Genomic DNA, 25,533 nt, shown 5'->3' with positions numbered 1-25,533 from the left:
GCGTTTACAGGCCCAGCACGCCCTTCATGTCGTAGCGGCCGACGGGTTGGCCGATCAGCCATTCGGCCCCCTTCACCGCGCCCCGCGCGAAGATGACGCGGTTTTCGGCGCGATGGCCGATTTCGATCCGCTCGCCCTCGGCCGCGAGGATCACCTGATGGTCACCCGCCACCGATCCGCCGCGCAATGCCGCAAAGCCGATCGCACCCCTGGCCCGTGCGCCGGTGATACCGTCGCGCCCGCGTTCGCTATGGTCGGCAAGAGCGATGCCGCGCCCGCGCGCGGCGGCTTCGCCCAGCAACAGCGCAGTGCCGGAAGGCGCATCGACCTTATGACGATGGTGCATTTCGACGATCTCTATGTCCCAATCGTCGTTGAGGCGCGCCGCAGCCTGTTCCACCAGCGCCGCCAGCAGGTTGACGCCCAGAGAGGTATTGCCGGTCTGGAGGATCGGGACTTGCTTTGACGCTTCGTCGATCAGCGCATGGTGCGCGGATTCCAGTCCGGTGGTGCCGATGAGGATCGGCTTCTTCGCCGCAATGCAGGCGTCCAGATGGGCCGACAGGGCGGCGGGCACGGAAAAGTCGATCAGCACGTCGCTTTGCTCGGCCAGGGCAAGCGGATCGGCAGTGATGGCGATGCCGGGGGCAAGCTCTCCCGCGCCACCGCGGTCAGTGCCTCCGGCGATTTCCAGCCCAGCCTCCTGAGCGACCTGCGCGATGGCGCGTCCCATGCGGCCAGCCGCGCCGAAAATCCCGATCCGTGTCATCAGCCTCATTCCCTGAAAGGTCGGATGGCCGATGCCAGAACGGGCCGGGCTTGTCATCCCCGCGGTACGGAAATGGACGATAAATGGCTGGTGAGGCCAAGCCAATGATCCGTTCTGCAAAAACGATGTCCGGATGATCCCGAATGCGGCATAGCCATGACATGCAACCATGGCGCCGGAAGAAGAGATGGACGACATTCGCAATATCGTGATCCTGACCGGCGCGGGAATTTCGGCGGAAAGCGGCCTTGCCACCTTTCGCGGGCCCGATGGCCTGTGGGAGGGGCATAGGGTCGAGGATGTGTGCACGCCCGAAGCTCTGGCGCGGAATGCCGCGCTGGTGCATCGCTTCTATGACGAGCGGCGGGCCAGGCTGAACGAGGTGAAGCCCAATGCCGCGCACGAGGCGCTGGCGGCGCTGGATGCGGCATGGCCGGGCGAGCTGCTGATCGTCACGCAGAATGTGGACGATCTGCACGAGCGGGCCGGGGCGAAGCGGCTGGTCCACATGCATGGCGAGTTGCGGTCGGCGCTCTGTGCGGCTTGCGGCAAGGCGGTGCCATGGACGCCGGCTCTGCCCCCCGGCTCGGCCTGCGACGGGTGCGGGCGTCCGGCCCTGCGCCCCGACATCGTTTTCTTCGGGGAGATGCCCTATCGGATGGATCTGATCGACGATGCCTTGCGGCGGTCCGACCTGTTCGTTTCGGTGGGCACTTCCGGGGCGGTGTATCCGGCGGCGGGATTCGTGCAGACCGCGCGCCATGTGGGCGCCCGGACGCTGGAGTTGAATCTGGAGCCATCAGCGGGCAGCTTCTATTTCGAGGAAAGCCGTATGGGGGCGGCGAGTATCCTGGTGCCGCAATTGGTGCGGGAATTATTGGGGTAGTCCGGAACGGGCCGCTTCGCATGGCCATTGGACCGAAAGCGGATTCTTCTGCGGTCCGGTCGTGCCATCTCGCCTGAGATCCCGGCGTTCGTCCGGATGATGGGGTGAGAGGCCGGGGGACCATGGCGATAATGTCTGCGGATGAGGGGGAGTGTTTTGCTTCCCGCTCCTATTCGCCGGCGGCATTGTCCGCTGGCTCCGGCTCATCCTGATAGAGCAGCATGACCGAGCCGTCCTGTCCGGCGACCACCCGGATGGGCAGGCTGAGTTGCAGGGCGGAGAGGAATTCCTTGCTGTCGGTGATACGGAAGCGGCCGCCGATGCGGAGCGATGAGACCCGGGTGTCCCCGATCAGGATCGGCGCCGCACGGTAGCGGTTGAACTCGCTCGCGGCCTGTTCGATGGTCTCTCCGTCCAGTTCCACCATCTGTTCGCGCCAGGCGGTCCGCTGGCCGATGAAGCGCGAGTCGAGATGGGTGAGCGACACGCTGCGCGGCTGGATGACGGCGCCGCTGCCGGCGCTGATCTGCTGGGCCAGATCGTTGCCGGAATGCACCGTGACGGTGCCCTGCGTGACGGTCAGTTCGACCAATGAAGGGCGCAACCGCACGTTGAAGGCGGTGCCGACGGCGCGGATGACGGCGGAGCGGGCCTCGACGTCGAAGGGGCGGGAGCGGTCGTGGGCGACGTCGAAAGAGGCTTCGCCCTTCAGGATGCGGACCTTGCGGCCATGATCGGTGAAGCGGACCTCGGCGGCGCTGTCGCTGTTGAGATGCAGGGTGGAGCCGTCGTCCAGCGCGATGTCGCTGATCTGGCCGATCCGCGTTTCATAATGGTCGACGCCGCTGAAGGTGCGGACCGTGACGATGGCAGCGACGATGAACAGCATCACCGCGACGGCGGCGGCGATCATGATGTTGCGCGACAGGCGGCGCTGCTGTTCCTCGCTGACGATGGCTTCCAGCGGGGGCAGGTTGACTTCGGCGGCCGCGCTCTTGAGCCGTTCGGCCGCTTCCCAAGCGGCTTCGGCCCGCGCGAACGCTACGGCATGACGGGGATCGGCTTCGACCCAGCGACAGATTTCCGCTTCGACCTCGGGACGAGGATCGCCATTAAGCCTTGCCAGCAGGCGCGCGGCTTCCGCCTCGATCTTGTCCCTGCTTTCGTAGCCCGAATCTGGTCCCGACGCCTGCACGTTCGAAATCCGTTTCCTCACGTTCCGCCCAGGCCCGCATAACTATTGCGATCGCTTTGGCCAGATGTTTTTCAACTGTAGAAACGGACAGGGACATTTCCTCCGCTATTTCCAGCATCGATTTTTCATGGATACGGCGGAGAATGAAGACCCGGCGGCATTGTGTCGGAAGCGAATCGACGATCGTCTCGACCTGGCGCAGGGCCTCGCGGGCGTGAAGCTGAGCCTCCACATTATTTTCGCCCTGCAGCAGTTCCAGGTCGGCAATGGTTTCGAAACTCACCACCTTGTTACGGCGCGCGGTGTCGATCACCAGATTGCGGGCTATGGTGAAGAGATAAGCCCGACCGGTCGTCACATTTTCCCAATTTTCAGTGGCATAGGCGCGGGCGAGTACCTCCGCGACCATGTCTTCCAGTTCCTGATTGGCAGGCAGGATCCTCCGGAGGCGCCCTCTGAGAGCAGCTTCCTGTGGTAGGATCACTGTCTTGAACCATTCCAGCTTAGCGCGAACCCTGTGCACGATGACCCCCTTGCTGTCAGCCGCGCCTCTCCCGAATTCATCTGTTTGTCATAGTTCAATCATGGATGCAGGGGCCTGTCCAGCGATTGCGCAGGCATTATTTCCCGTTTCTGTGGAAAACCCGCGGTCTGTGACCAAAATGTCGATCAGACGGGAGGGAGTTCGGGCGGCGCGCTGTCCGGCTGGTCGAAATCGGGACCATTGGGCACGATTTCCGGCGGCTCGCCGGCGGGGGTTTCGTCGGGCGTGAGGGGCGCAGGGGTTTCCGGCGGCGATTGAGGGTCGATCCTGTCGGGGGGCGGCACGCCGTCGGGCGCCGGGTCGGGGTGGGTGGCCATGGCTGTCTCTCCTTGATATGAGGGGTTACGCCCGGCCGGGCGGATGGGTTCCGTTCGGACTTATCCACCGGTTATCCACAGGCTGGACCTCTGGGCCTTGCTTCATGGGTCGCTTTTCTCTATGCCGCGCCGACCGGCGACCGATGCGGGCGTGGCGAAATTGGTAGACGCGCCAGATTTAGGTTCTGGTATCGCAAGATGTGGGGGTTCGAGTCCCTTCGCCCGCACCAGTGCGCCAGACTCTATAGGATGCGCAGGCGCCAACGAAATTCAGCTTTAGAAAGCGTTTGAGAGAAGAGATGCAGACTGTCGAGACGTTGAACGAGGGCCTGAAGCGCGCCTACACCGTGACCATCACGTCGAAGGACATCGACGCCCGCGTGGAAAAGGAAGTGGCCGCCATCGCGCCGCAGGTCCGCATGCCCGGCTTCCGCCCCGGCAAGGTGCCCGCCAACCTCGTCAAGAAGATGCATGGCGAATCGCTGCAGCGCGATGCGCTCAACAGCTCGATCCAGGACAGCATCCAGAAGCTGATCGCTGACCAGAAGCTGCGCCCCGCGATGCAGCCTTCGGTCGAGCTGGACGAGGCCTTCGAATTCGGCAAGGACGCCGAGGTGAAGGTCGAGCTGGAAGTGCTGCCCGAGATCGCGGCGCCGAGCATCGAAGGGCTGAAGCTGGAGCGTCTGACCGTCGAGCTCGCTGATGCGCAGGTGGATGAAGCCGCTGGCCGCATCGCGACCCAGCAGGGCGCGCTGGAAGAGCATGCCGCCAGCCACAAGGCGAAGGACGGCGATACGCTGACCATCGATTTCGTCGGCAAGATCGACGGCGAGGCCTTTGAGGGCGGTTCGGCCGAGGACGTGAAGCTCAAGATCGGCTCGGGCCAGTTCATCCCGGGCTTCGAGGAGCAGCTTGCCGGCGTCAAGAAGGGTGACGAGAAGACCATCACCGTCACCTTCCCGGAAGATTATGGCGCTGCGCACCTCGCCGGCAAGGAAGCGACCTTCGACATCACCGTCAAGGCGATCCTGAATGCCGACAAGCCCAAGCTGGACGATGATTTCGCCAAGTCGCTGGGCCTGGAGGGTCTGGACAAGCTCAAGGAACTGCTGAAGGGCCAGATCGAGCAGGAACATAATGGCCTGACCCGCACCCATATGAAGCGCAAGCTGCTCGACCAGCTCGCCGCTGCCCACGATTTCGACGTGCCGCCGAGCATGGTCGAGGCCGAGTTCAACCAGATCTGGGCGCAGCTCCAGCACGAAGCCAGCCATGAGGAAGACCCCGAAGCGGCCCTCAAGGAGATGGAAGCGGAGAAGGAAGACTATCGCGCCATCGCCGTGCGCCGCGTCCGCCTGGGCCTGCTGCTTTCGGAAATCGGCCAGGCCAATGGCGTTGTCGTCAGCGATCAGGAAATGAACCGCCTGATCATGCAGGCAGCCCAGCAGTACAGCCCGCAGGACCGCGAGCGCTTCGTGCAATATGTGCGTCAGGACCCGATGGCGGCCGCGCAGCTCCGTGCGCCGCTCTATGAGGACAAGGTGGTGGACTTCCTGTTCGAGAAGGCGGAGATCACCGACCGGGCCGTCAGCCGGGAAGAGCTGGAAGCCGCGATCGAGGCTGAGGATGGCGATCTGAAGCCGCACGTCCACGGTCCGGGCTGTGGTCATGATCATGACCATGATCATGACGAAAAGCCCAAGGCGAAGAAGGCTGCGCCGAAGAAGAAGGCTGCCGAGGCCGAGGAAGCGGCTCCGGCCGAGGCTGCCGCCGAAGAGGCCCCGGCCAAGAAGGCTCCGGCCAAGAAGGCCGCCGCCAAGAAGGATGAGGCCGTGGCTGAGGAAGCCGCTGCCGAGGAGAAGCCCAAGGCCAAGAAAGCTCCGGCCAAGAAGGCTGCCACCAAGGCTGAATAAGGCCTTTTCGGTCTGACTGGACAAGCGCCCGGCTTCGCAAGGAAGCCCGGGCGCTTTTCATTTCGGGCGCGGCATGGCAGACGAAATGTTAATGAGGTCCGTTCATGTCGAGAGGGGGCAGGATCGGGGGGAGTCGAACTCCTGCCAAGGCAGGATTCCAGTCCCGCCGTTTGAATTGGGTCCTGCCTTCGCAGGAACATGCCGTGTTTCCGAGGTGATGCGGCGGCGCTAAAAAGGTTTCGGGTCGATGAAGGAATTTCCGGCAGTGGAAAGCGGGGAGGGCGTTGCCACGCCGAGGATCGCCGTCATCCTGCCCTGCTATAATGAGGCCGGTGCGATCGTTCGGACGGTGGGGGATTTCCGCCGGGCGCTCCCCTCCGCCGAAATTTACGTGTTCGACAACAACAGCACGGACGGCAGCCGCGAACTGGCAGCTGGGGCTGGGGCTATCGTCCGCCGCGTGGCGCAACAGGGCAAGGGCCATGTGGTGCGCCGCATGTTCGCGGACGTGGATGCCGATATCTACATCATGGCGGATGGCGATGCGACCTACGAGGCTGCGGCCGCTCCAAAGATGGTGGCGGCAATGCTGGAAGATAATCTCGACATGGTCGTGGGCGCAAGGCGGAGCGAGATAGAGGAGGCCTATCGGCGCGGGCATCGCTTCGGCAATTGGGCGCTGACCAGCCTACTCAAGCGGCTGTTCGGACGCAGCTTCACGGACATACTTTCCGGATACCGTGTCTTCTCCCGACGGTTCGTCAAGAGCTTTCCCGTCCTTTCCGCCGGGTTCGAGATCGAGACGGAGATCAGCGTCCACGCGCTGGAACTCGCCATGCCCGTGTCGGAGGTGGTCACCGCCTATGGCGCGCGGCTGGAAGGATCGGTCAGCAAGCTCAGCACCTATCGCGACGGCTGGCGCATCCTGCGGACGATCATCACCCTTTATCGCATCGAACGGCCGATCCTGTTCTTCGGCATCATCGCCGCCCTGCTGGCATTGACGGGACTGGTCCTGGCAGCGCCGCTGATCCTCACCTATATGAAAACGGGGCTTGTGCCGCGCTTTCCGACCGCCATATTGGTGACGGGCCTCATGATCCTCGCGACGCTTTCGGGCATGTGCGGCCTTATATTGGACACCGTGGTGCGCGGGCGGCGGGAGGTTCGCCGGCTTGCCTATCTCGCCTTCAAGGCGCCATCCGACTTCGCCCGGCGCGACTGATTGCGCCCCGTTCGGCCGGGTAAACAGACCGCGTTTCACGCGACCCCTTGAACAGTCCGCTTTTTGTGCCGATGTAGAGAACGGGCAAAAGCAACACACCCTGAAAGAGCAAAATGACCGATATCATGTCCGATCCCATGGCCGCTCTGGTCCCTATCGTCATCGAACAGTCGAACCGGGGCGAGCGCAGCTTCGACATCTATTCGCGCCTGCTGCGGGAGCGGATCATCTTCGTCACCGGCCAGGTCGAGGATCATATGGCCTCGCTGATCGTCGCCCAGTTGCTGTTCCTTGAGTCGGAAAATCCGAAGAAGGACATCTGGATGTACATAAACTCGCCCGGCGGGGTGGTGACGTCCGGCATGGCGATCCACGATACGATGAAATATATCCGTCCACAGGTGGGCACCGTGTGCATCGGCCAGGCTGCCTCCATGGGCAGCTTCCTGCTCGCGGCAGGCGAGCCGGGCAAGCGCATCGCGCTCAGCAACGCGCGCATCATGGTGCACCAGCCATCGGGCGGCGCGCAGGGCATGGCGTCGGACATCGAAATCCAGGCCAAGGAAATCCTGCGCATCCGCAGCCGCCTCAACAACCTCTACGTCCAATATACCGGGCGTTCGCTGGAGGAAGTGGAGCGCGCCATGGACCGCGATACCTTCCTTGAGGCGGAGGAAGCCAAGGCCTTCGGTCTGGTCGACGAAGTGTTCGACCGCCGGCCGGCCATGGCGGAAACCCCCGAGGGCTAAAACCTATGTTTACCGCACGCGCCCTTTTCTCCCCTTGTGAAACGGGCGCGTCGCGGTCTAGGATGATCCTAGGACCAGAATATCCCTCGGCATGGGGCGGCTGTTCGCCTCAAAAGAGGGAAGAGAGATTGGCGAATGACTAAGCTTACGGGCTCCGATTCTAAAAGCACGCTTTACTGCTCCTTCTGCGGCAAGTCGCAGCATGAGGTGCGTAAGCTGATCGCGGGGCCGACCGTGTTCATCTGCGACGAGTGCGTGGAACTGTGCAACGACATCATCCGGGAGGAGACCAAGGGCGGTCTCGTCGGCAAGAAGGATGGCGGCGTGCCGACCCCGCAGGAAATCTGCGATGTGCTGGACGATTATGTGATCGGCCAGAACCGGGCGAAGCGCGTCCTGTCGGTTGCCGTCCACAACCATTACAAGCGCCTCAACCACGGCACCAAGCCGGGCGAGGTGGAACTGGCCAAGTCCAACATCCTGCTGGTCGGTCCGACCGGCTGCGGCAAGACGCTGCTGGCGCAGACGCTGGCCAAGACGTTCGACGTGCCCTTCACCATGGCCGACGCGACCACGCTGACCGAGGCGGGCTATGTGGGCGAGGATGTGGAGAACATCATCCTCAAGCTGCTCCAGGCGTCGGATTATAATGTCGAGAAGGCGCAGCGCGGCATCGTCTACATCGACGAGATCGACAAGATCAGCCGCAAGGCCGAAAATCCGTCGATCACGCGCGACGTGTCGGGTGAGGGCGTGCAGCAGGCGCTGCTGAAGCTGATGGAAGGTACGACGGCTTCGGTTCCGCCGCAGGGCGGGCGCAAGCATCCGCAGCAGGAGTTCCTCCAGGTCGATACGACCAACATCCTTTTCATCTGTGGTGGCGCGTTCGCAGGCCTGGAAAAGATCATCGGCGACCGTCTGGAGGCCAAGTCGATCGGCTTCGGTGCTCATGTCGCCGCGCCCGAGGAGCGAAAGACCGGCGAACTGCTGCGCCAGAGCGAGCCGGAGGATCTGCTGAAATTCGGGCTCATCCCTGAGTTCGTCGGTCGTCTGCCGGTGATAGCGACGCTGGAAGATCTGGACGTGGCTGCGCTGGTCAAGATTCTGGTTGAGCCGAAGAACGCACTGGTGAAGCAATATGCCAAGCTGTTCGACATGGAGAATGTCGAACTCAGCTTCACGGACGATGCCCTGACCGCCATTGCCAAGAAGGCCATCGAGCGGAAGACGGGCGCGCGCGGGCTTCGCTCGATCCTGGAGGCCATCCTGCTCGACACCATGTTCGACTTGCCTTCGATGGAGGGCGTGGGAGAAGTGGTGGTCGACAAGGATGTGGTCGCCGGCAGCAAGGAGCCGATTCGCGTGTTCAGCGAAAAGGACAAGCGGGCCGAAGACGCGGCCTGACTTTCGCGCGCTGCAACAGGTTAAATCAGGGAGAGGCCAGCGAGTTTCGCTGGCCTTTTTCGCGTCTTAATATTGGCTCGGTAAAAATTCTTGCTGCGTTGCAAAATTGCACCACTGTCAAATAGCTGCTCCGAGAGATCAGTTATTCTATATAAATCAATAGCTTGATGTCATCTTGCAACGTCCCTTGTAAGCATTGTCCATGCTGCATGCGCGGCCGTCACGTGAATGCTGTTATATTGTAGTAAAATTGCAATCAGAGCATCACAGGGCCGTCGCCATCGGCCGCCACAGGCGGCGCCAGCTCCACAGAGCAAAATAAAGCAGGCGCGACGCGCCAAACTTTCAAAGGGACAAAAATCAGATGAAACAGCTTCTTATGTGTAGCGCTGCGCTTGTCGCCGTGGCTGCGCCCATTGCCGCGTTTGCGCAGTCGACGGGGTCGATCGACTTTGAAAATGAAATCGTTGTGACTGGCGCTAGTGTGGACAAGGGCCTAGGCGGCGTAATCGTACCTGATACCAGCAAGGCCAAGGCCGTGCTCGGCGCTGAGTTCATCCAAGCCCAGACACCCGGCCAGTCGATCAACGAGGTGATCAACCAGCTTCCGGGCGTTAGCTTCCAGAATAACGATCCCTTTGGTTCTGCTGGCGGCACCATGACAATCCGCGGCTTCGACGACAGCCGCATTTCCCAAACCTTCGACGGTCTTCCCCTCAACGACACGGGCGGTTACTCGATCTATTCGAACCAGCAGCTCGATCCTGAAATCATCGACCAAGTGAACGTGAACTTAGGTTCTACCGATGTGGACAGCCCAACGGCTGCTGCCAGCGGTTCAACGGTAAATTACCGTTCGATCACGCCAAGCGAAGATTTTGGCGCGAAGATGGTCGCTTCCGTTGGGGATTTCAGCTTCTTTCGTCTGTTTGGCATGGTTCAGACGGGCAATCTCACGCCGTGGGGCACTCGTGCATTCGTTTCTGCCAGCCGTGCGACAAACAATGCCATCTACGGCGGTATAGGTGAAATCGACAAGCAGCAATATAACGCCAAAATTTACCAGCCGATCGGCAGCAATGGCGACTTCATCTCCCTCGCCGGGCACTATAATGAAAATCGGAACAATTTTTTTGGCTCAGTTCCCTTGCGGGTAGACGGCGGGCGAGTGGCTGGCAGCGCGAGCGCCAACCGTTTTCCAATCACGAAGGATGAACGCTTTTACGAAACCGCTCGTTGTACCATTCCGGCCGGAGTTACTGGTGCAGTCGATACCGCCAGTTCCTGTGGTTCCGATTATGAGTATCGATACAACCCGTCCAATACAGGCAACATCCGCATCAATTCACGCTTTACGTTGGCGGACGGACTGATCCTTACCGTCGATCCCAGCTACCAATATACAAAGGCGAACGGCGGCGGTACCAGCATCGCTTCTGAAGGTCTTACCCCGGCAAGCTCGGGCATTGCAGGCGCGGTCGGCTTCATTCAGGGTTCGTCGAGCTCAACCCAATATTATTTCGGGCGCGACCTGAATGGCGATGGTGATATGCGCGACACCGTTCGTGTTCATTCGCCCAGCCAGACGCAGACCCATCGCTATGGGTTGATCGCTTCGCTGCGCTACGATCTGGATGACAACAACACGTTGCGCGTGGCCTACAGCTATGATCGTGGCCGGCATCGGCAGACCGGCGAAGCGGGCTATCTTCAGACGATCGGCTTCGGCGCCGAACCTTTTCCCGTCAATCATCCGATCAAGGACGTAAACGGTGCGGCGGTGGAGAAGCGCAATCGCTTGTCCTATGCCATCCTGCATCAGGTTTCGGGTGAATATCGCGGCAAATTCAATGCCTTCACTGTCAATGTCGGGTTGCGGGCGCCTTTCTTCAAGCGCGACCTTAACAACTACTGCTTCACTCAGAGTGCGTCGGGCAACCTTCGCTGTTTCGAGCCGGGATCGTCGATCGAGGCTGCCTATGCGGTTGCGAACCCAACAGTGCAGGGACCGCAGCAGCGCATCTTCAAATATGACAAACTGCTGCCGAACGCTGGTTTCGTTTTCAACGCCAACCAGGCGCTGGACATTTTCGGCAACTATTCAAAGGGCCTCCAGGTCCCGGGGACCGACAACCTCTATCAGTCCTTCTATTACGATCCGGCAAATCCCAACGCCAATCCTTCGCCTGAAACAACGGATAATTTCGACCTTGGCATTCGTTATCGGACGGCTACGCTACAGGCGCAGCTGTCGGGTTGGTACACGATCTATAAGGATCGCCTCGCATCCGCTTATGATCGCGATCTGGACACCACCATCTATCGCAACCTGGGTCGTGTCGATAAATATGGCATAGATGGCAGCATTACATATCAGCCGATGCCGGAGCTGATGTTCTATGTCTTCGGTTCCTACCTGAAGTCGAAGATCAAGGATGATGTCGAACTGACGGCGACCACCCAGGCGCAAACCTCGGGGAAACGTGAATCGGGTGCTCCCATCTATACGCTCGGCGGCCGCATTCAGGGCGAGATCGAAGGAGTTCGTCTGGGTGTTCAGGCGAAGCGCACCGGCTCACGTTATGTGAACGACCAGAACCTGCCGGTATTCCAGAACGGAGCGCAGGTCTATGGTGCCAAGGCGCCCGGCTATACGCTCATCGATCTCGACGCGCGCTATTCGTTGGAGAAATTCGGTGCGCCCGGCGTCGCGGTTCAGTTGAACGTGACCAATGTGTTCGACAAGCTCTATGTGGGCGGTTTCGATGGCACCCTGTCGAATACGAGCATCACCTTCGCGCAGATTGGCGCGCCGCGGACCTTCGTGGGATCGCTGGTCGTCAGCTTCTAAGGTTTGGTACCTTATGGAAGAAAGGGCGCGGAGAGATCCGCGCCCTTTTCATTTCAGGCAGCTATCCAGCCCGTCGCGCTGGACAATACCGATGCGGGCGGTGATGCTGTTGCCATAGCGGCGGGTGAAGCCATGGGGGTCGATGGCTTTACGCTTCTTGGGAAGAGGCAGGACTGCGGCGATGCGGGCGGCCTCTGCACGGGTCAGTCGCTGGGCGCCGTGGTGGAAATAGCGGATCGCGCCAGCCTGCGCGCCATAAGTGCCGATGCCGGTTTCCGCGACATTCAGATACACCTCCATGATCCGGCGCTTGCCCCAGATCGCTTCGATCAGGAGCGTGAACCAGGCCTCCAGCCCCTTGCGGACGAAACTGCCGCCCTGGAACAGGAAAACATTTTTTGCGGTCTGCTGGCTGATGGTCGATCCGCCGCGGATGCGGCCGCCGCTCGCATTGTGCCGCATGGCCTGAGCGATGGCGACGGCGTCGAAGCCATGATGGCTGCAAAAGCGGCTATCCTCCGCGGCGATGGCGGCGCGCGCCATGTCCGGGTCCATCTTGTCCAGGCTCATCCAATCCTTGGTGATGCCGTTGGGGTCCAGCAACATCGTCCATGTCACGGGCGGCGGCACGAAGCGATAAATCACCACCATCAACAGAGAGAGGGCAACGAAACCACCGATGATCTTGAGGATGATCCCGATCCAGCGGGAGCGGCGGCGAGGGGAAGCGGACTTGGCGTTCATACTGCCGTGGTAGCGCGGATGCCGGGCGGTTCAAGATGGGAGAAGGCCACTCTTCGTGCCGACGAAAGCCGGGCTCATGACGCCAGGTGCACTTTTGCTGCCTGAGATCCCGGTTTAGCGCGGATCACGAATGATTATTGAGTGGGTGAGCGAAAAAAAAAGCCCCGGATTTCACTCCGGGGCTCCTTTGCGTTTTGCCATCCGGTCAGACAGCAGCGAGGCGGGAGATTTTGCCCAGCTTGTCGCCTGCAATCCGCATCATCGCCTTTTGCAGCTTCTCGAAAGCGCGGACCTCGATCTGGCGGACGCGCTCCCGGCTGACGCCATAGACCTGCGAGAGTTCCTCGAGCGTCTTGGGTTCCTCCGCCAGGCGCCGTTCGGCCAGAATATGCTTCTCCCGATCGTTGAGGTCGTCCATAGCCTCCACCAGCATGTCGTGGCGCAGTTCGCTCTCCTGCTGGTCGGCGACGCGTTCGTCCTGGAGCGGATCGGTGTCAGCCAGCCAATCCTGCCACTGGCCCTCGCCATCCTCGCGCATCGGCACGTTGAGCGACGTGTCGCCGCCCATCGCCATGCGGCGGTTCATGGAGATGACATCCTCCTCCGTAACGCCCAGATCGGTCGCGATCTTCCTGACGTCGTCGGGGTGCAGGTCTCCATCTTCGAACGCTTCGATATTGTTCTTCATCCGGCGCAGGTTGAAGAACAGCTTCTTCTGCGCAGCGGTGGTGCCCATCTTCACGAGGCTCCAGGACCGCAGGATGAATTCCTGGATCGATGCGCGAATCCACCACATGGCATAGGTCGCCAGACGGAAGCCGCGATCCGGCTCGAACTTCTTCACGCCCTGCATCAGGCCGATATTGCCTTCGCTGATCAGCTCGCTGACCGGCAGGCCATAGCCGCGATAGCCCATGGCGATCTTCGCCACGAGGCGCAGATGCGAGGTCACGAGCTGGGCAGCGGCTTCGGAATCCGCATGCTCGGCATAGCGCTTCGCGAGCATATATTCCTGCTCGGGCGTCAGAATCGGAAATTTGCGGATTTCCGACAGATAGCGGTTGAGGCTGGCTTCACCGCCCAGCGCCGGAACCGCGGGGACATTGCTTTTATCAGCCATGTCGTCACCTTTCCCTTTCATGCGCGGCGGGACCCAGAAGAGGCGTCCAAGGCGCCGTCGCAAACTTGTCCAAAACTATACGTGAAGCTCGCTTAACAGTTCCTGCATATCGACAGGGAGTTTGCTGTCGAAGCTGAGCGCCTCACCCGTTAACGGATGTATGAACCCCAGCCTTTTCGCGTGCAATGCCTGCCTTTCGAAACCCAGCGTTTCCAGTATCGATTTGAAACCTTTTCTCTCTTTACCGTAAACCGGGTCGCCGATCAAGGGGTGTCCCAGATGCGCCATATGGACGCGGACCTGATGGGTTCGTCCGGTTTCCAGCCTGCATTCAACCATGGCCGCGCCGCGCAGCCTTTCCATCGTCCGGTAATGCGTCACGGCATGTTTGCCGCGCCCTTCCCGATGAACCGCCATCTTCTTTCGATCGGCGTCGGAGCGGCCGATCCATGTGTCGATGGTGCCCGTCGCCGGCTGCGGCACGCCATAGACGATCGCGGCGTAGAGCCGATCGATCGAATGTGCCTTGAACTGCTGCGCGAGCCCTTCATGCGCGCGGTCGGATTTGGCAACGACCAACAGCCCCGAAGTATCCTTGTCGATGCGATGGACGATGCCTGGCCGCGCCACCCCGCCGATGCCGGAAAGCTGGCCCTGGCAATGATGGAGCAGCGCGTTGACAAGCGTGCCGTCCAGATTGCCCGCCGCCGGGTGGACGACCAGGCCCGCCGGCTTGTCGATGACGATCAGGTCTGCGTCTTCATACACCACGACCAGCGGGATGTCCTGCGGCACGGCCTCGGCCTCGACGGGTGGCGGAAGGGTGATGGCGAAAGCCTGTCCTGCGGCGACCTTCATGGAAGGATTGGGAGATCGCGCACCCCCCTTGCCCGGGTCTTCCGTCACTTGGCCTTCGACGATCAGCGCCTTCAGCCGCTCGCGCGAAAGATGGGGAACCAACTCGGCAAGCGCCTTGTCTAGCCGCATGCCAGCCTGCGCTTCACCGATTGTCGCTTCAATGATGGAAACCCCCGAACCCATTGGGTAGGAATGTAGGAATGAGGGTTGGGATTTCAAGAGGGCTGCTGGAACAAATCATGTCCGAAGCGGCGGCGAACAGGCATGAGGTCTGCGGGCTGCTGCTGGGGAAGGCGGGCCGGATCGAGGCGGTTCGGCCCGCCGCCAATGTCGCCGCCGATCCGGCGCGGCATTTCGAACTGGACCCGGTCGAACTGATCGCTGCCCATCGCGCGGCGCGGGCGGGCGGGGCGGCGATCGTCGGCCATTATCATTCGCACCCGGGCGGTCAGGCCGTGCCATCCCAAACCGACGCGGCCTGCGCGACGCCCGACGGCAGCCTCTGGCTGATCGTCGGCGGCGGCGCGGCCCGCCTGTGGCTTGCCAAGGCGGGGAGAGACGGACAGGTGCAATTTGTCGAGGCTTTGCTCGACATCATGTGAGTGAGGGTTGCATCGCGATGCAGGGCAGCGCATTAGCCGTTCATTCCTTCCTGTTCATTTCTCCGGCGGCAGCGAACCTTCATGACCAATCCGATCGACAGCATCGATTTTGCCAGCCTGCTCTGCTCGCGCCTTTGTCATGACCTTTTGAGCCCGGTCGGCGCGCTCAACAACGGGCTTGAGCTGATGGCGGACGAAACGGACCCGGAAATGCGTCAGCGTTGTCTGGACCTGTTGGCGGACAGCGCGAAGACCTCTGCGAACAAGCTCAAATTCTTCCGCCTGGCCTTCGGTTCGGCGGGCGGCTTTGGCGATGCCGTGCCGACGCATGAGGCGCGGGTCGCGATCGAGGGTATGTTCGCGGCTTCGGGCCGGGTGAAGATCGGCTGGCTGGTCGAGGACGACATGCTGGAAAAGCTGCCGGTGAAGGTGTTGCTGAACCTGGCGCTGATCGCGGGCGATGCGCTGGTGCGGGGCGGCCAGCTCGACATCGGGGCGGAAAAGCGGCCGGGCGTGACGGAGATCGTCGTGCGGGCGGAAGGGCCGAAACTGGTGCTTGATCCCGACCTGCGCGCCGCGCTGGCGGGGACTTTGCCGCCGGAGGGGCTGGCTTCGCGCACGTCGGCGGCATGGATGGTGCGCACCCTGGTGACGAGCGTCGGCGGGGAGATTGCGCTGTCGCCTGCTGGCGAGCCGATCTTGCTGTTCGGGGCGTCCATTCCCGACGCGCGCTAAGCGCTTTCCTGCATTTCCCTCGCCAGAAGGCCGATCAGCTCGGCGGCGGGGAGGGCGCGAGCCAGCGGTGCACCCTGGCCGGCCCATTGCGCGCCGAAGCCGCCTTCGCCCTTGGCCTTTGCCGCGGCGTTCAGCGCTTTGCCCGCATCATAGGCGATGGGGTAGGCGGGCGGCTGCAATGCTGCCTCGGCGCCCCAGGCGGTGAAGCGATTGGCAAGGCAGCGGGCCGGACGACCTGAAATGGCGCGGGTCATCGCGGTGTGATGGGCAGCGGGGCTCGTGAGGGCGGCGCGATAGGCTGCGTCGGCGCTGCTTTCCGTGCAGGCGATGAAGGCTGTGCCCAGTTGTGCCGCGACCGCGCCGAGGGCGAGCGCGGCACGAATGCCTTGCCCGTCCATGATGCCGCCCGCTGCGATCACGGGCAGGTCGCATTGGACTGCAAGCAGGCGAGTGAGGGCGAAGGTGCCGAGCTGGTCGTCAGGCGCTTCGGGATCAAAGGCGCCTCGATGGCCTCCTGCCTCATATCCCTGTGCGACTATGGCGTCGATGCCCGCTTCCCGCGCAGCCCGCGCTTCGACCGGACTGGTGACGGTTGCGAGGAGAAGGCATCCGGCTCGCTTGAGCGCCGCGATGCTGGTTGGATCGGGCAATCCGAAATGGAAGCTGACGACCGGCGGCGCAAGTTCGACCAAGGTGGCGAGCATCGCGTCGTCCTCCACGAAGCTGCGGTAGATTTCGCGGAGGCCGGTCGGAGGCTGGGCATCATAGGCCTGGAACAGTGGCGTCAGTGCAGCGAGCCAGGCCGCTTCCCTGACGGGGTCGCTGCGCGCGGGCCGATGGGTGAAAAGGTTGACGTTGAAGGGACGGCTGGTCTGGGCGCCGACGGCTTCTATCATGGCGCGGGCACCCGCCGCGTCGGTGGCGCCCACGGCAATGGAACCAAGCGCTCCTGCATTGGAGACGGCTGCCGCCATGGCGGGCGTAGAGACACCGGCCATCGGCGCCTGGATGATGGGATGGGACAGGCCCAGCGATTCGATGATCGACATGGGATCGATTGTCGGAGTTTTGCGGCAGGCGGGCAATGGGCGGATCTGGGCTGAAGCTGAATTCGCCAATTGTCGCCATCAAGCGCATCATGCTTCTGCAAAGGCAGCGGAATGAGGCAAGTGGCTCATGAGGGCTCTGTCCGGCGCTTGAACATCGTTTGAGCTGTGCGTCGGCTTTCGGAGGAGCATGGCCCGGTTGGATCGGATAATGGCGTTCTGCTTCCGTCCATTCCCACATCCCAAATGAAAAGGGCCCGGTCGCCTGTGCGACCGAGCCCCTTTCCAACAGTCCCGAATGGCTCAGGCGCTGTAGTACATGTCGAATTCCACCGGCGAGGGAGCCATTTCCCAGCGGTACACTTCGGGCCACTTCAGTTCGAGATAGGCCTCGATCTGGTCCTTGGTGAACACGTCGCCCTTCAGCAGGAAGTCGTAGTCGGCGGCCAGCGAGTTCAGCGCTTCACGTAGCGAACCGCAAACGGTCGGCACCTGGCTCAGTTCTTCCGGCGGCAGGTCGTACAGGTTCTTGTCCATCGCGGCGCCGGGATGAATCTTGTTCTCGATGCCGTCAAGGCCGGCCATCAGCAGCGCCGAATAGCACAGATAGGGGTTGGCCATCGCGTCGGGGAAGCGGAATTCGACGCGCTTCGCCTTGGCGCCCGCGCCGTAGGGAATACGGCAGGAGGCCGAGCGGTTGCGGGCCGAATAGGCCAGCAGAACCGGGGCTTCGAAGCCCGGCACCAGGCGCTTGTAGCTGTTGGTGGTCGGGTTGGTGAAGGCATTCAGGGCCTTGGCGTGCTTGATGACGCCGCCGATGAAGTAGAGGCAGGTTTCGCTGAGGCCGGCATAGCCTTCGCCCGCGAAGAGCGGCTTGCCGCCTTCCCAGATCGACATGTGGGTGTGCATGCCGGAACCGTTGTCCTGCGCGATCGGCTTCGGCATGAAGGTCGCCGTCTTGCCATAGGCCTGGGCGACCATCTGCACGACATATTTGTAAATCTGCATGCGGTCGGCGGTCTGGACCAGCGTACCGAAGGTCAGGCCGAGTTCGTGCTGGGCAGCGGCCACTTCATGGTGGTGCTTGTCGCAGGGCAGGCCCATTTCCAGCATGGTCGACACCATCTCGGCGCGAATGTCGGTGCAGGGATCGACCGGCGCGACGGGGAAATAGCCGCCCTTGGCGCGCGGACGGTGGGCAAGGTTGCCGCCTTCATATTCCTTGCCGGTGTTCGTCGGCAGCTCGACATCGTCGATCTTGAAGAAGGATTCATTATAGTCCGAGTTGAAGCGGACATCGTCGAACATGAAGAATTCGGCTTCCGGGCCGACATAGACGGTGTCGCCGAAACCGGCCGACTTGACGAAGGCTTCGGCGCGCTTCGCGGTCGAACGCGGGTCGCGGCTGTAGAGTTCGCCGGTATCGGGTTCCACGATGTCGCAGAAGATGATGAGCATCGGCGTGGCGCTGAACGGATCGACATAGACGGCGTCCAGGTCGGGCTTCAGGATCATGTCCGACTCGTTGATCGCCTTCCAGCCTTCGATCGACGAACCGTCGAACATCAGGCCCTGGGTCAGTTCATCCTCGCCCAGCACCGAAGACACCATGGTCAGGTGCTGCCACTTGCCCTTGGGATCGGTGAAACGGACATCGACCCATTCGATCTCCTTTTCCTCGATCATCTTCAGGATGTCTTTAGGCGTGTTAGCCATGTGAACCTTGCCCTTCTTTCATGATACCCCCCCGAAGGGGTAAGTTGATGTGGTCAGCCGCCAGACCGCTGAAGCCGGCGAGAAGTTTGGTGAAAATCAGATGGCGTCGCTGTCGCGCTCGCCGGTGCGGATGCGCACCGCACCCTCGATATTGGAAATGAAGATCTTGCCGTCGCCAATGCGGCCGGTCTGCGCCGCGGCAGAGATCGCCTCCACCACCCGTTCGGCGAGCGAATCGTCCACCACGACCTCCAGCTTCACCTTGGGCAGGAAATCCACCACATATTCGGCGCCGCGATAAAGTTCCGTATGGCCCTTCTGGCGGCCGAAACCCTTGGCTTCGGTGACGGTGATGCCCGACACGCCCACTTCGTGCAGGGCCTCCTTCACTTCGTCGAGCTTGAACGGTTTGATGATCGCTTCGATCTTCTTCATCTCTAGATATCCCAACTCAAACGCGCGCCAAATGGCGGGTATGATCCCGCCCTTCGTCCTGATCGAGCGACGACCGTCATGCCCCCCGAAGGCAAGAGCCGCCTCTCTTCCTAATCAATTACCGTGCCAAATAGCGAATCGCTGGAAACTGCTTTCTGCGATGCAGCAACTTTTGTCCATATTGCCCGGATTCCGGGCAATATCATGATGAGCTGCCCATTTTTTAGGCATGGCTGATATGATCAACGCTGATAGGGCGGCGCGTCGAGACCCGCAGGGCTTCTGGTGAATATCTCGCAACCGGTTTCAGTGATGCCGATGCTGTGTTCGAACTGCGCGGACAGGGTACGGTCGCGCGTGACCGCCGTCCAGCCATCCTCCAGCATCTTCACGCCCGGCTTGCCAATATTGATCATCGGTTCGATGGTGAAGAACATGCCGGGCTTGAGTTCCGGGCCGGTGCCGGGGCGGCCGACATGGACCACCTCCGGGCTGTCATGGAACACGCGGCCCAGGCCGTGGCCGCAGAAATCGCGCACGACGCCATAGCGGTGTTTTTCCGCATGACGCTGGATGGCATGGCCGATGTCGCCCAGCATATTTCCGGGCTTAGCCTGCTCAATGCCCAGCATCAGGCATTCATAGGTGACTTCGACCAGGCGCCGCGCCTTGATCGGGGCTTCGCCGCAAATATACATGCGGCTGCTGTCGCCGTGCCAGCCATCGACCAGCGGCGTCACATCGATATTCAATATGTCGCCTTCCTTCAGCTTCTGATCGCCGGGAATGCCGTGGCAGATGACATTGTTGAGCGAGATGCAACAGCTATGGGTATAGCCGCGATAGCCCAAAGTCGCGGGTACGCCGCCGCCGTCCAGCGTCATGCGGCGGACGATGTCGTCCAGCTCTCCGGTCGTGACGCCCGGCACGACGTGGGGCACCAGCGCGTCCAGTATCTCCGCGGCCAGCCGCCCGGCCTTGCGCATGCCTTCGAAACCGGCCGCGTCATAGAGCTTGATCGCGGTCGAGCGGGAAATCGGCGCGTCCGCCGTCATCGTCATATATTCGGTCATGGACGTGATTATAGGCGGGGATGCCGCATAATGCGAGAGGGCGGCTAGGCAGGGCGCGCGGCAGAAGCTATGGCCAGCCTATGGCCGACCCGACCCGCATATGGACCGCAGCGCTGATCGTGATCGGCGACGAGATTCTCTCGGGCAGGACCCAGGACAAGAATGTGTCGCAGATTGCGACATGGCTGAATGTGCAGGGCATCCGCCTGCGCGAAGTGCGGGTGGTCGCCGATGACAGCGACGCAATTGTGGAAGCGGTGAATGCGCTTCGCGCACGCAACGATTATCTGTTCACGACCGGCGGCATCGGGCCGACCCACGACGATATTACCGTGGACGCCATTGCCGCGGCGCTGGGCGTCGACGTTGAAATCCACCCCGAGGCGCAGGCGATGCTGTCGGCCTATTATGAAACGCGCGGAGGCTTGACCGAGGCGCGTCTGCGCATGGCCCGCGCACCTGCCGGATCAAGCCTGATCGAAAATCGCATGTCGGGCGCTCCGGGCATTCGGCATGGCAATATCTTCATCATGGCCGGCGTGCCGCACATCACCGCCGGGATGCTGGATAGCCTGACGGGGAAGCTGGAGGGGGGGCTGCCGGTGCTGTCCGCCACCATCGGTTGCTGGGTGGCGGAAAGCGAGATCGCCGACCTTCTCGGCGCGACGGAACGGGCGCATGAGGGTTGCCAGATCGGCAGCTATCCCTTCTTCCGCGAGGGGAGGACGGGCGCTAATTTCGTGATCCGCTCAGTCGACGCGGAAGGGCTGGATCGGTGCGTGGCGGACTTGAGCGCCGGGTTGGAGCAGGGCGGCTGGCCGGTGGTGGCCGGCGGAATTTGAGCCGCGTCCCATAGGTGCTTCGGATGGGGAGCGGACATTGACGCTCCCCCTTGGGCGGCCATGCTCCTTTGTCAGGCTCGCTCGAATATGGCGGCCAGACCCTGGCCGCCGCCGATGCACATCGTCTCCAGTCCATAGCGTCCATCGCGTCGCTGCAATTCGCGCAGCAGATTGGCGAGAATCCGTCCGCCCGTAGCCCCGATGGGATGGCCCAGCGAAATGCCCGAGCCATTGACGTTCAGCTTGTCCCGGTCGTCCCAGTTCCAGCCCTTGAGGCAGGCGAGCACCTGTGGCGCAAAGGCTTCGTTGAGTTCGACCAGATCGATGTCTTTCCACCCGAGGCCGGTGCGTGCGAACAGCCGTTCGACCGCCGGAACCGGCCCGATGCCCATGCGCGAGGGGTCGCAGCCCGCCGCCGACCAGCTATGCAGATAGCCCATGGGCTCCAGGCCGAGTTCGCTGAGCTTGTCCTCCGCCACCACGAGGCAGGCCGCCGCCGCGTCATTCTGCTGGCTGGCATTGCCGGCGGTGACGACGCCGTCCTTCTCGATGGGCTTCAGCAGGGCCAGCGATTCCGGCGTGGCGTCGGCGCGGATGCCCTCATCCTTCACGAACATCAGGGGCTCGCCCTTGCGCTGCGGCACTGGAACGGGAACCAGTTCGTCGTCGAACTTGCCCGCTTCCCATGCGGCGGCGGCGCGCTGGTGGCTCATCGCGGCATATTCGTCGCAGGCTTCCCGCGAGATGTCATAGTCTTTGGCGAGATTGTTCGCCGTCTCGATCATGCCGCTGATGATGCCATAGCGTTCGATCGGCTGGGACATCACCCGGCCCCGCGTCAGGCGGTCGTGGAACTGGGTCGAGCCGGACCGGGCGCCCCAGCGATGATCGATCGAATAATATTCGACGTTCGACATGCTTTCCACGCCGCCCGCGATCACCATGTCCGCGGCGCCGGTCTGGATACGCATGGCGGCGTCGATCACCGCCTGAAGTCCGGAGCCACAGCGCCGGTCGAGCTGCACGCCGGGAATGGATTCGGGCAGCCCCGCCGCCAGCGCCGACCAGCGGCCGATGCAGGGCGCCTCGCCATTGCCATAGCCCTGGCTGAACACCACGTCGTCGATCCGCTCGGGGTCGATCCTGGTGCGATCCACCAGCGCCTTGATGATGATGGCGCCCAGATCGCCCGCCGTCATCGACTTGAGCGACCCGCCATATTTGCCGACGGCGGTGCGGATGGGGGCGACGATGGCGGCTCTGCGCATGGGGATAAGTCCTTCGGATGAAAAATCAGCGGGCGGATTCGGCCTGGCGGATCATCTGCCTGGCGATGATGGTCTGCTGGATTTGGCTGGTGCCCTCATAGATGCGCAGCAGACGGACATCGCGATAGAAGCGCTCCACCTTATATTCGGCCATATAGCCGGCGCCGCCATAGATTTGCACGGCGCGGTCCGCGATCCGGCCCACAGCTTCAGATGCATGATATTTGAGCGCGGCGCATTCCAGGCTGACGGGCTCGCCCGCGTCGAACTTCGCCGCGACCGACTGCATCAGCGCTTCGGTGGTCAGCATGTCGACCTTCATGTCGGCCAGCATGCCCTGGACAAGCTGGAAGTCGGCGATGCGCTGGCCGAACTGCTTGCGCTCCAGCGCGTAGGAGAGCGCCATGTCGATCAGCCGCTGGCACATGCCGAGCGAGACGGCCGCGATGTGGATGCGTCCGCGATCCAGCACCTTCATCGCGGTCTTGAAGCCGCGCCCGGGCACGCCGCCGATGATGGCGCTCGCTGGCACGACCACATCGTCCAGGATGACGTCCGTGGTGATCGACCCCTTCTGCCCCATCTTCTTGTCGGGCTTGCCGAAGCTGATGCCGGGCGTGCTGGCGGGCAGGATGAAGGCGGAGATGCCCGCCGCGCCCTTCACATCGGGCTCCGTGCGCGCCATCAGCGTGAAGACGCTCGCGCGGGGGGCATTGGTGATGTAGCGCTTGGTGCCGCTGATGCGGTAATTGTCGCCGTCCCTGATCGCGACCGTGCGCAGCGAACCCGCGTCGGAACCCGCCTCCGGCTCTGTCAGGCCGAAGCTGGCGATGGCTTCGCCGGTCGCGAATTTGGGCAGCCATTCGCGCTTCTGCTCCTCGGTGCCGTCCATGACGATGCCCTGGCTGCCGATGCCGACCGTGGTGCCGATGACCGAGCGGAACACGACCGAGGCACGGGTGATCTCCCGGATGATCGCCGCTTCCTCCGCCATGGTGCAGCCAAGGCCGCCAAATTCCTCCGGCACGGAAAGGCCGAACAGGCCCATGTCGCGCATCTGCTGGATGATGCTTTCGGGTACGGCGTCGGCCTCCTCGACCGCATCTTCGGCGGGGATCAGCTTTTCCGCGACGAAGCGCTGGACGGTGGTGCGGAACAGGTCGAACGTCTCGGCGTCCATCTCGAAAAACTCCTCTCTCAGAACTTCAATAAGCGACGTCCGCCACCATGGCGTCCATGCCGTCACAGCGAATGGCGCGGAAGCGACCGCCCTCATCCTCGCGCAGCAGCACGCTCTGGCCGCAAAAGACCGGGGCGACGGCGCGGAAGGAGAAGCGGCTGGGCTTGCGCCCTCCGTTGCGGGCTTGGCCGAACAGCTTGGCGGCGGTGAAGGGACCGTGGATCACCAGCCCCGGATAACCTTCGTCCGCGCAAGCATAGGGCAGGTCGTAATGGATGCGGTGGCTGTTGAAGGTCACGGCGGAAAAGCGGAACAGATCGACCGTGGACGGCGTCCAGACAGCGTCCTTCTCCCCCGGGGGGAATGGGGCCGGAACGATGGCGGGAGTCGCGCCGCCTGCATCGCGATAGACGATGGTCTGGGTCTCGCGCACGCATTCATCGTCCCCCTGGACGATGCGATGGTCCACGGTCAGCAGGATCAGCTCGCCGCTGCGTCCCGATTTATGCGCGACATCGCGCACGGTGGAGATGCGGGTCGCCTCTCTGTCGAGCAGCAGAGAGGGACCGAATGCCATGTCCGATGCCGCGAACATGCGGCGGGGCAGGCTGACCGGGGGCAGGAAGCCTCCACGTCTGGGGTGGCCGTCGGGACCGATCCGGTCCGCTGCGGCGACGGGCAGGAAGAAGGCCCAATGAGCGAGGGACGGCTGGATTTCCCCGACGTTCAGCGGTTCGCCTATGGCGGCGGCAAAGCGGGTGAGCGCCTGACTATCCAGAATTTCAGTGCGGCTTTCTGTCTTGCCGATCCAGCTGCGCCAATGGGCGATGTCGGCTTCGGTCACGGTCATGCCACCAGCCCTTCATCATGCAGCCGTCCGATCGCGCCGCTGTCCAGGCCCAGCACAGTGGCGAGCACTTCGTCGGTATGTTGCCCCAGTTTCGGCGCGATGGCGACGGTACCGCGCGCTTCGTTCGCCAGCGTGCCCGCCGGACCGGATGTCGGATAGCTGAGGCCGCTCGGATGGGTCAGCGTCTCGAACAGCGGATTGGCGGTGAACAGGCGCGCGTCGGTCGTCACCGCCCGATGCAGCGTCTGATATTCGCCCCAGGTGACGCCGCCCGCGTCGAAGGCGGGTTTCAGCGCTTCGGCCGTGCGGCTTGCGAAGGCAGCCTCGAACAGCGGGAAGAGGCGGGCGCGGTGGGTGAAGCGGGCGCCTTCATCCCTGGCGAAGCTGGTCCCAAGTTCCGTTTCGATGGCGCCGACCGCATCGCTAAGGTCCAGCGTCTTGAGCAGGCCGCTCCACTGGCGCGGCGTGATGGCGACGACGATCAGCCGCTTGCCGTCCGCCGTCACGAAATCGCGTCCGAAGGCGCCGAACAGGTCATTGCCCATGCGGGGGCGGTCTCCGGCGGACAGCACTTCCGCCACCGAACCCAGATGCGACAGGCTGGACGCCGCCAGATCGGACAGGGGAATGCGGATTTCCGCGCCCTCGCCGCTGATCCTGCGGCGGAGGAGGGCCGATGTCAGCGCGAAGGCGGCATAGGCTCCGCCCAGCAAATCCCACGCCGGCAGCACATGGTTGACGGGCCGTTCGTCATCGGCCGGCCCCGTCATCTGCGGTACGCCGACCGCCGCGTTGATCGTATAGTCGACCGCTGGCGATCCGTCAGCCCAGCCCATCACCCGGACGGTGATGATGTCGGCGCGCCTCGCCGCCAGCGCTTCATGGCTGAGGAAACCCTTTACCGGATAGTTGGTGAGGAACAGCCCGGCATTGTCGCCCGGCGCCGTCGCCAGCGCCACGGCCAGTTCGCGGCCTTCGGGACGGCCAAGGTCGATGGCGATGGATTTCTTGCCCTTGTTCAGCCCCTCCCAATAGAGGCTGTCCCCACTGGGCGCGACCGGCCAGCGGCGGTAGTCCGGACCGCCGCCGATGGCGTCGAAGCGGATCACTTCCGCGCCCATCTGAGCGAGGTGCAGGCCACAGGATGGCCCGGCTATGAAGGCGGCGCCTTCGACGACGCGCAGGCCTTTCAGCAAATCATACATGCAGTT

At 62.6% G+C, this 25,533-nt stretch carries 24 protein-coding genes and 1 tRNA gene; 10 read left to right on the top strand and 15 right to left on the bottom strand.

Translation table 11 applies throughout. The features are described 5' to 3' along the window. Positions 1-4: 4 nt before the first annotated feature. Entirely contained in the window at positions 5-769 is a 765-nt protein-coding gene (gene dapB, locus LDB29_RS09020) for a 4-hydroxy-tetrahydrodipicolinate reductase (protein WP_025549199.1), read from the bottom strand. A gap of 187 nt (positions 770-956) precedes the next feature. Between dapB and LDB29_RS09015 the strand changes: the two genes are divergently transcribed. Next, positions 957-1,655, top strand: coding sequence for an NAD-dependent deacylase (locus tag LDB29_RS09015; RefSeq protein ID WP_025549201.1), 699 nt, complete (start codon positions 957-959; stop codon positions 1,653-1,655). 169 nt (positions 1,656-1,824) lie between these two features. Here the strand turns inward: LDB29_RS09015 and LDB29_RS09010 are convergent, their stop codons facing one another. The 3 genes from LDB29_RS09010 to LDB29_RS09000 form a co-directional block, all read right to left on the bottom strand. Beyond that, on the bottom strand, positions 1,825-2,850 hold the full coding sequence (locus tag LDB29_RS09010; RefSeq protein ID WP_025549202.1) for a FecR family protein: 1,026 nt from the start codon (positions 2,848-2,850) through the stop codon (positions 1,825-1,827). Then, a complete protein-coding gene (locus tag LDB29_RS09005; RefSeq protein ID WP_048575718.1) occupies positions 2,768-3,373 on the bottom strand; it encodes a sigma-70 family RNA polymerase sigma factor in 606 nt (201 codons plus the stop codon). The genes LDB29_RS09010 and LDB29_RS09005 overlap by 83 nt, the downstream gene beginning before the upstream one ends. 146 nt (positions 3,374-3,519) lie before the next feature. Continuing rightward, on the bottom strand, positions 3,520-3,711 hold the full coding sequence (locus LDB29_RS09000; RefSeq protein ID WP_044662444.1) for a hypothetical protein: 192 nt from the start codon (positions 3,709-3,711) through the stop codon (positions 3,520-3,522). A gap of 145 nt (positions 3,712-3,856) precedes the next feature. On the opposite strand from LDB29_RS09000, the gene LDB29_RS08995 reads away from it, so the two are divergent. The 6 genes from LDB29_RS08995 to LDB29_RS08970 all read left to right on the top strand — a co-directional run bounded on the left by LDB29_RS08995 (position 3,857) and on the right by LDB29_RS08970 (position 11,853). Then, positions 3,857-3,941: transfer RNA gene (locus tag LDB29_RS08995), tRNA-Leu, on the top strand. 69 nt (positions 3,942-4,010) lie between these two features. After that, complete coding sequence (gene tig / locus LDB29_RS08990) at positions 4,011-5,624, top strand: trigger factor (RefSeq protein ID WP_257556909.1); 1,614 nt, start codon at positions 4,011-4,013, stop codon at positions 5,622-5,624. Between the two features lie 247 nt (positions 5,625-5,871). Then, positions 5,872-6,849: a glycosyltransferase family 2 protein gene (locus tag LDB29_RS08985; RefSeq protein WP_099185744.1), complete on the top strand. Its 978-nt coding sequence runs from the start codon at positions 5,872-5,874 to the stop codon at positions 6,847-6,849. A 113-nt stretch (positions 6,850-6,962) separates the two neighbouring features. Further along, positions 6,963-7,598: an ATP-dependent Clp endopeptidase proteolytic subunit ClpP gene (clpP, locus tag LDB29_RS08980; RefSeq protein ID WP_007685070.1), complete on the top strand. Its 636-nt coding sequence runs from the start codon at positions 6,963-6,965 to the stop codon at positions 7,596-7,598. Positions 7,599-7,733: 135 nt separating this feature from the next. Further along, positions 7,734-9,002 carry an ATP-dependent Clp protease ATP-binding subunit ClpX gene (gene clpX / locus LDB29_RS08975; RefSeq protein ID WP_007685071.1) on the top strand — a complete coding sequence of 423 codons (1,269 nt, stop codon included), beginning with the start codon at positions 7,734-7,736 and terminating at the stop codon, positions 9,000-9,002. Positions 9,003-9,366: 364 nt separating this feature from the next. Then, on the top strand, positions 9,367-11,853 hold the full coding sequence (locus tag LDB29_RS08970; protein WP_099185746.1) for a TonB-dependent receptor: 2,487 nt from the start codon (positions 9,367-9,369) through the stop codon (positions 11,851-11,853). 48 nt (positions 11,854-11,901) lie between these two features. Here LDB29_RS08970 and mtgA read toward each other — a convergent pair whose 3' ends face one another. The 3 genes from mtgA to LDB29_RS08955 all read right to left on the bottom strand — a co-directional run bounded on the left by mtgA (position 11,902) and on the right by LDB29_RS08955 (position 14,758). Further along, entirely contained in the window at positions 11,902-12,597 is a 696-nt protein-coding gene (mtgA, locus tag LDB29_RS08965) for a monofunctional biosynthetic peptidoglycan transglycosylase (protein WP_025548841.1), read from the bottom strand. A 205-nt stretch (positions 12,598-12,802) separates the two neighbouring features. After that, entirely contained in the window at positions 12,803-13,717 is a 915-nt protein-coding gene (gene rpoH / locus LDB29_RS08960; RefSeq protein ID WP_025548839.1) for an RNA polymerase sigma factor RpoH, read from the bottom strand. 75 nt (positions 13,718-13,792) lie between these two features. After that, complete coding sequence (locus LDB29_RS08955) at positions 13,793-14,758, bottom strand: RluA family pseudouridine synthase (RefSeq protein ID WP_025548838.1); 966 nt, start codon at positions 14,756-14,758, stop codon at positions 13,793-13,795. 17 nt (positions 14,759-14,775) lie between these two features. Here LDB29_RS08955 and LDB29_RS08950 point away from each other — a divergent pair, with 17 nt between their 5' ends. After that, positions 14,776-15,177, top strand: a complete 402-nt coding sequence (locus tag LDB29_RS08950; RefSeq protein ID WP_025548837.1) for a Mov34/MPN/PAD-1 family protein — start codon at positions 14,776-14,778, stop codon at positions 15,175-15,177. Between the two features lie 81 nt (positions 15,178-15,258). Next, positions 15,259-15,912 (top strand): histidine phosphotransferase family protein, encoded by a 654-nt coding sequence (locus LDB29_RS08945; protein WP_044662436.1) that lies wholly within the window; start codon positions 15,259-15,261, stop codon positions 15,910-15,912. On the opposite strand, the gene LDB29_RS08940 is transcribed toward LDB29_RS08945, so the two are convergent. The 4 genes from LDB29_RS08940 to map all read right to left on the bottom strand — a co-directional run bounded on the left by LDB29_RS08940 (position 15,909) and on the right by map (position 20,182). Beyond that, the gene (locus tag LDB29_RS08940; protein WP_025548835.1) at positions 15,909-16,961 is read right to left on the bottom strand and encodes a nitronate monooxygenase family protein; all 1,053 of its coding nucleotides are present in this window, start codon (positions 16,959-16,961) and stop codon (positions 15,909-15,911) included. The two genes, LDB29_RS08945 and LDB29_RS08940, sit on opposite strands and share 4 nt — an antisense overlap. Positions 16,962-17,261: 300 nt before the next feature. Further along, complete coding sequence (glnA, locus tag LDB29_RS08935) at positions 17,262-18,674, bottom strand: type I glutamate--ammonia ligase (RefSeq protein ID WP_025548834.1); 1,413 nt, start codon at positions 18,672-18,674, stop codon at positions 17,262-17,264. 96 nt (positions 18,675-18,770) lie between these two features. Further along, on the bottom strand, positions 18,771-19,109 hold the full coding sequence (locus LDB29_RS08930; RefSeq protein ID WP_007685085.1) for a P-II family nitrogen regulator: 339 nt from the start codon (positions 19,107-19,109) through the stop codon (positions 18,771-18,773). Positions 19,110-19,351: 242 nt separating this feature from the next. After that, a complete protein-coding gene (map, locus tag LDB29_RS08925; RefSeq protein WP_025548831.1) occupies positions 19,352-20,182 on the bottom strand; it encodes a type I methionyl aminopeptidase in 831 nt (276 codons plus the stop codon). Between the two features lie 80 nt (positions 20,183-20,262). Between map and LDB29_RS08920 the strand changes: the two genes are divergently transcribed. Continuing rightward, positions 20,263-21,024 carry a molybdopterin-binding protein gene (locus LDB29_RS08920; RefSeq protein ID WP_025548830.1) on the top strand — a complete coding sequence of 254 codons (762 nt, stop codon included), beginning with the start codon at positions 20,263-20,265 and terminating at the stop codon, positions 21,022-21,024. Between the two features lie 71 nt (positions 21,025-21,095). Here LDB29_RS08920 and LDB29_RS08915 read toward each other — a convergent pair whose 3' ends face one another. From LDB29_RS08915 to LDB29_RS08900, 4 genes are read right to left on the bottom strand one after another with little or no spacing between them, the layout of a single operon-like run. Beyond that, the gene (locus LDB29_RS08915; protein WP_025548829.1) at positions 21,096-22,292 is read right to left on the bottom strand and encodes an acetyl-CoA C-acetyltransferase; all 1,197 of its coding nucleotides are present in this window, start codon (positions 22,290-22,292) and stop codon (positions 21,096-21,098) included. 25 nt (positions 22,293-22,317) lie between these two features. Then, entirely contained in the window at positions 22,318-23,472 is a 1,155-nt protein-coding gene (locus tag LDB29_RS08910; RefSeq protein WP_025548828.1) for an acyl-CoA dehydrogenase family protein, read from the bottom strand. Between the two features lie 25 nt (positions 23,473-23,497). After that, positions 23,498-24,322 carry a MaoC family dehydratase N-terminal domain-containing protein gene (locus LDB29_RS08905; RefSeq protein WP_025548826.1) on the bottom strand — a complete coding sequence of 275 codons (825 nt, stop codon included), beginning with the start codon at positions 24,320-24,322 and terminating at the stop codon, positions 23,498-23,500. After that, positions 24,319-25,527, bottom strand: a complete 1,209-nt coding sequence (locus LDB29_RS08900; RefSeq protein ID WP_025548825.1) for a CoA transferase — start codon at positions 25,525-25,527, stop codon at positions 24,319-24,321. Before LDB29_RS08900 ends, LDB29_RS08905 begins: the two co-directional genes overlap by 4 nt. Positions 25,528-25,533: the final 6 nt, after the last annotated feature.

It is taken from the genome of Sphingobium sp. CFD-2, from assembly GCF_024611135.1.
Lineage (GTDB): Bacteria > Pseudomonadota > Alphaproteobacteria > Sphingomonadales > Sphingomonadaceae > Sphingobium > Sphingobium fuliginis.
Note: the sequence above shows the minus strand (reverse complement) of the source record. Positions and strands in the feature narration are given on the sequence as shown.

Bases quoted from the DNA above. Each gene is read 5' to 3' on its own strand.
- map (WP_025548831.1), bottom strand. From the start codon at position 20,182: ATGACCGAATATATGACGATGACGGCGGACGCGCCGATTTCCCGCTCG.
- rpoH (WP_025548839.1), bottom strand. From the start codon at position 13,717: ATGGCTGATAAAAGCAATGTCCCCGCGGTTCCGGCGCTGGGCGGTGAA.
- LDB29_RS08910 (WP_025548828.1), bottom strand. From the start codon at position 23,472: ATGGACGCCGAGACGTTCGACCTGTTCCGCACCACCGTCCAGCGCTTC.
- LDB29_RS08970 (WP_099185746.1), top strand. From the start codon at position 9,367: ATGAAACAGCTTCTTATGTGTAGCGCTGCGCTTGTCGCCGTGGCTGCG.
- LDB29_RS08905 (WP_025548826.1), bottom strand. From the start codon at position 24,322: ATGACCGTGACCGAAGCCGACATCGCCCATTGGCGCAGCTGGATCGGC.
- LDB29_RS08900 (WP_025548825.1), bottom strand. From the start codon at position 25,527: ATGTATGATTTGCTGAAAGGCCTGCGCGTCGTCGAAGGCGCCGCCTTC.
- LDB29_RS08950 (WP_025548837.1), top strand. From the start codon at position 14,776: ATGAGGGTTGGGATTTCAAGAGGGCTGCTGGAACAAATCATGTCCGAA.
- LDB29_RS09000 (WP_044662444.1), bottom strand. From the start codon at position 3,711: ATGGCCACCCACCCCGACCCGGCGCCCGACGGCGTGCCGCCCCCCGAC.
- LDB29_RS09015 (WP_025549201.1), top strand. From the start codon at position 957: ATGGACGACATTCGCAATATCGTGATCCTGACCGGCGCGGGAATTTCG.
- LDB29_RS08940 (WP_025548835.1), bottom strand. From the start codon at position 16,961: ATGTCGATCATCGAATCGCTGGGCCTGTCCCATCCCATCATCCAGGCG.
- clpX (WP_007685071.1), top strand. From the start codon at position 7,734: ATGACTAAGCTTACGGGCTCCGATTCTAAAAGCACGCTTTACTGCTCC.
- LDB29_RS08915 (WP_025548829.1), bottom strand. From the start codon at position 22,292: ATGCGCAGAGCCGCCATCGTCGCCCCCATCCGCACCGCCGTCGGCAAA.
- LDB29_RS08945 (WP_044662436.1), top strand. From the start codon at position 15,259: ATGACCAATCCGATCGACAGCATCGATTTTGCCAGCCTGCTCTGCTCG.
- LDB29_RS08985 (WP_099185744.1), top strand. From the start codon at position 5,872: ATGAAGGAATTTCCGGCAGTGGAAAGCGGGGAGGGCGTTGCCACGCCG.
- LDB29_RS08920 (WP_025548830.1), top strand. From the start codon at position 20,263: ATGGCCGACCCGACCCGCATATGGACCGCAGCGCTGATCGTGATCGGC.
- clpP (WP_007685070.1), top strand. From the start codon at position 6,963: ATGACCGATATCATGTCCGATCCCATGGCCGCTCTGGTCCCTATCGTC.
- LDB29_RS08930 (WP_007685085.1), bottom strand. From the start codon at position 19,109: ATGAAGAAGATCGAAGCGATCATCAAACCGTTCAAGCTCGACGAAGTG.
- mtgA (WP_025548841.1), bottom strand. From the start codon at position 12,597: ATGAACGCCAAGTCCGCTTCCCCTCGCCGCCGCTCCCGCTGGATCGGG.
- dapB (WP_025549199.1), bottom strand. From the start codon at position 769: ATGACACGGATCGGGATTTTCGGCGCGGCTGGCCGCATGGGACGCGCC.
- LDB29_RS08955 (WP_025548838.1), bottom strand. From the start codon at position 14,758: ATGGGTTCGGGGGTTTCCATCATTGAAGCGACAATCGGTGAAGCGCAG.
- tig (WP_257556909.1), top strand. From the start codon at position 4,011: ATGCAGACTGTCGAGACGTTGAACGAGGGCCTGAAGCGCGCCTACACC.
- glnA (WP_025548834.1), bottom strand. From the start codon at position 18,674: ATGGCTAACACGCCTAAAGACATCCTGAAGATGATCGAGGAAAAGGAG.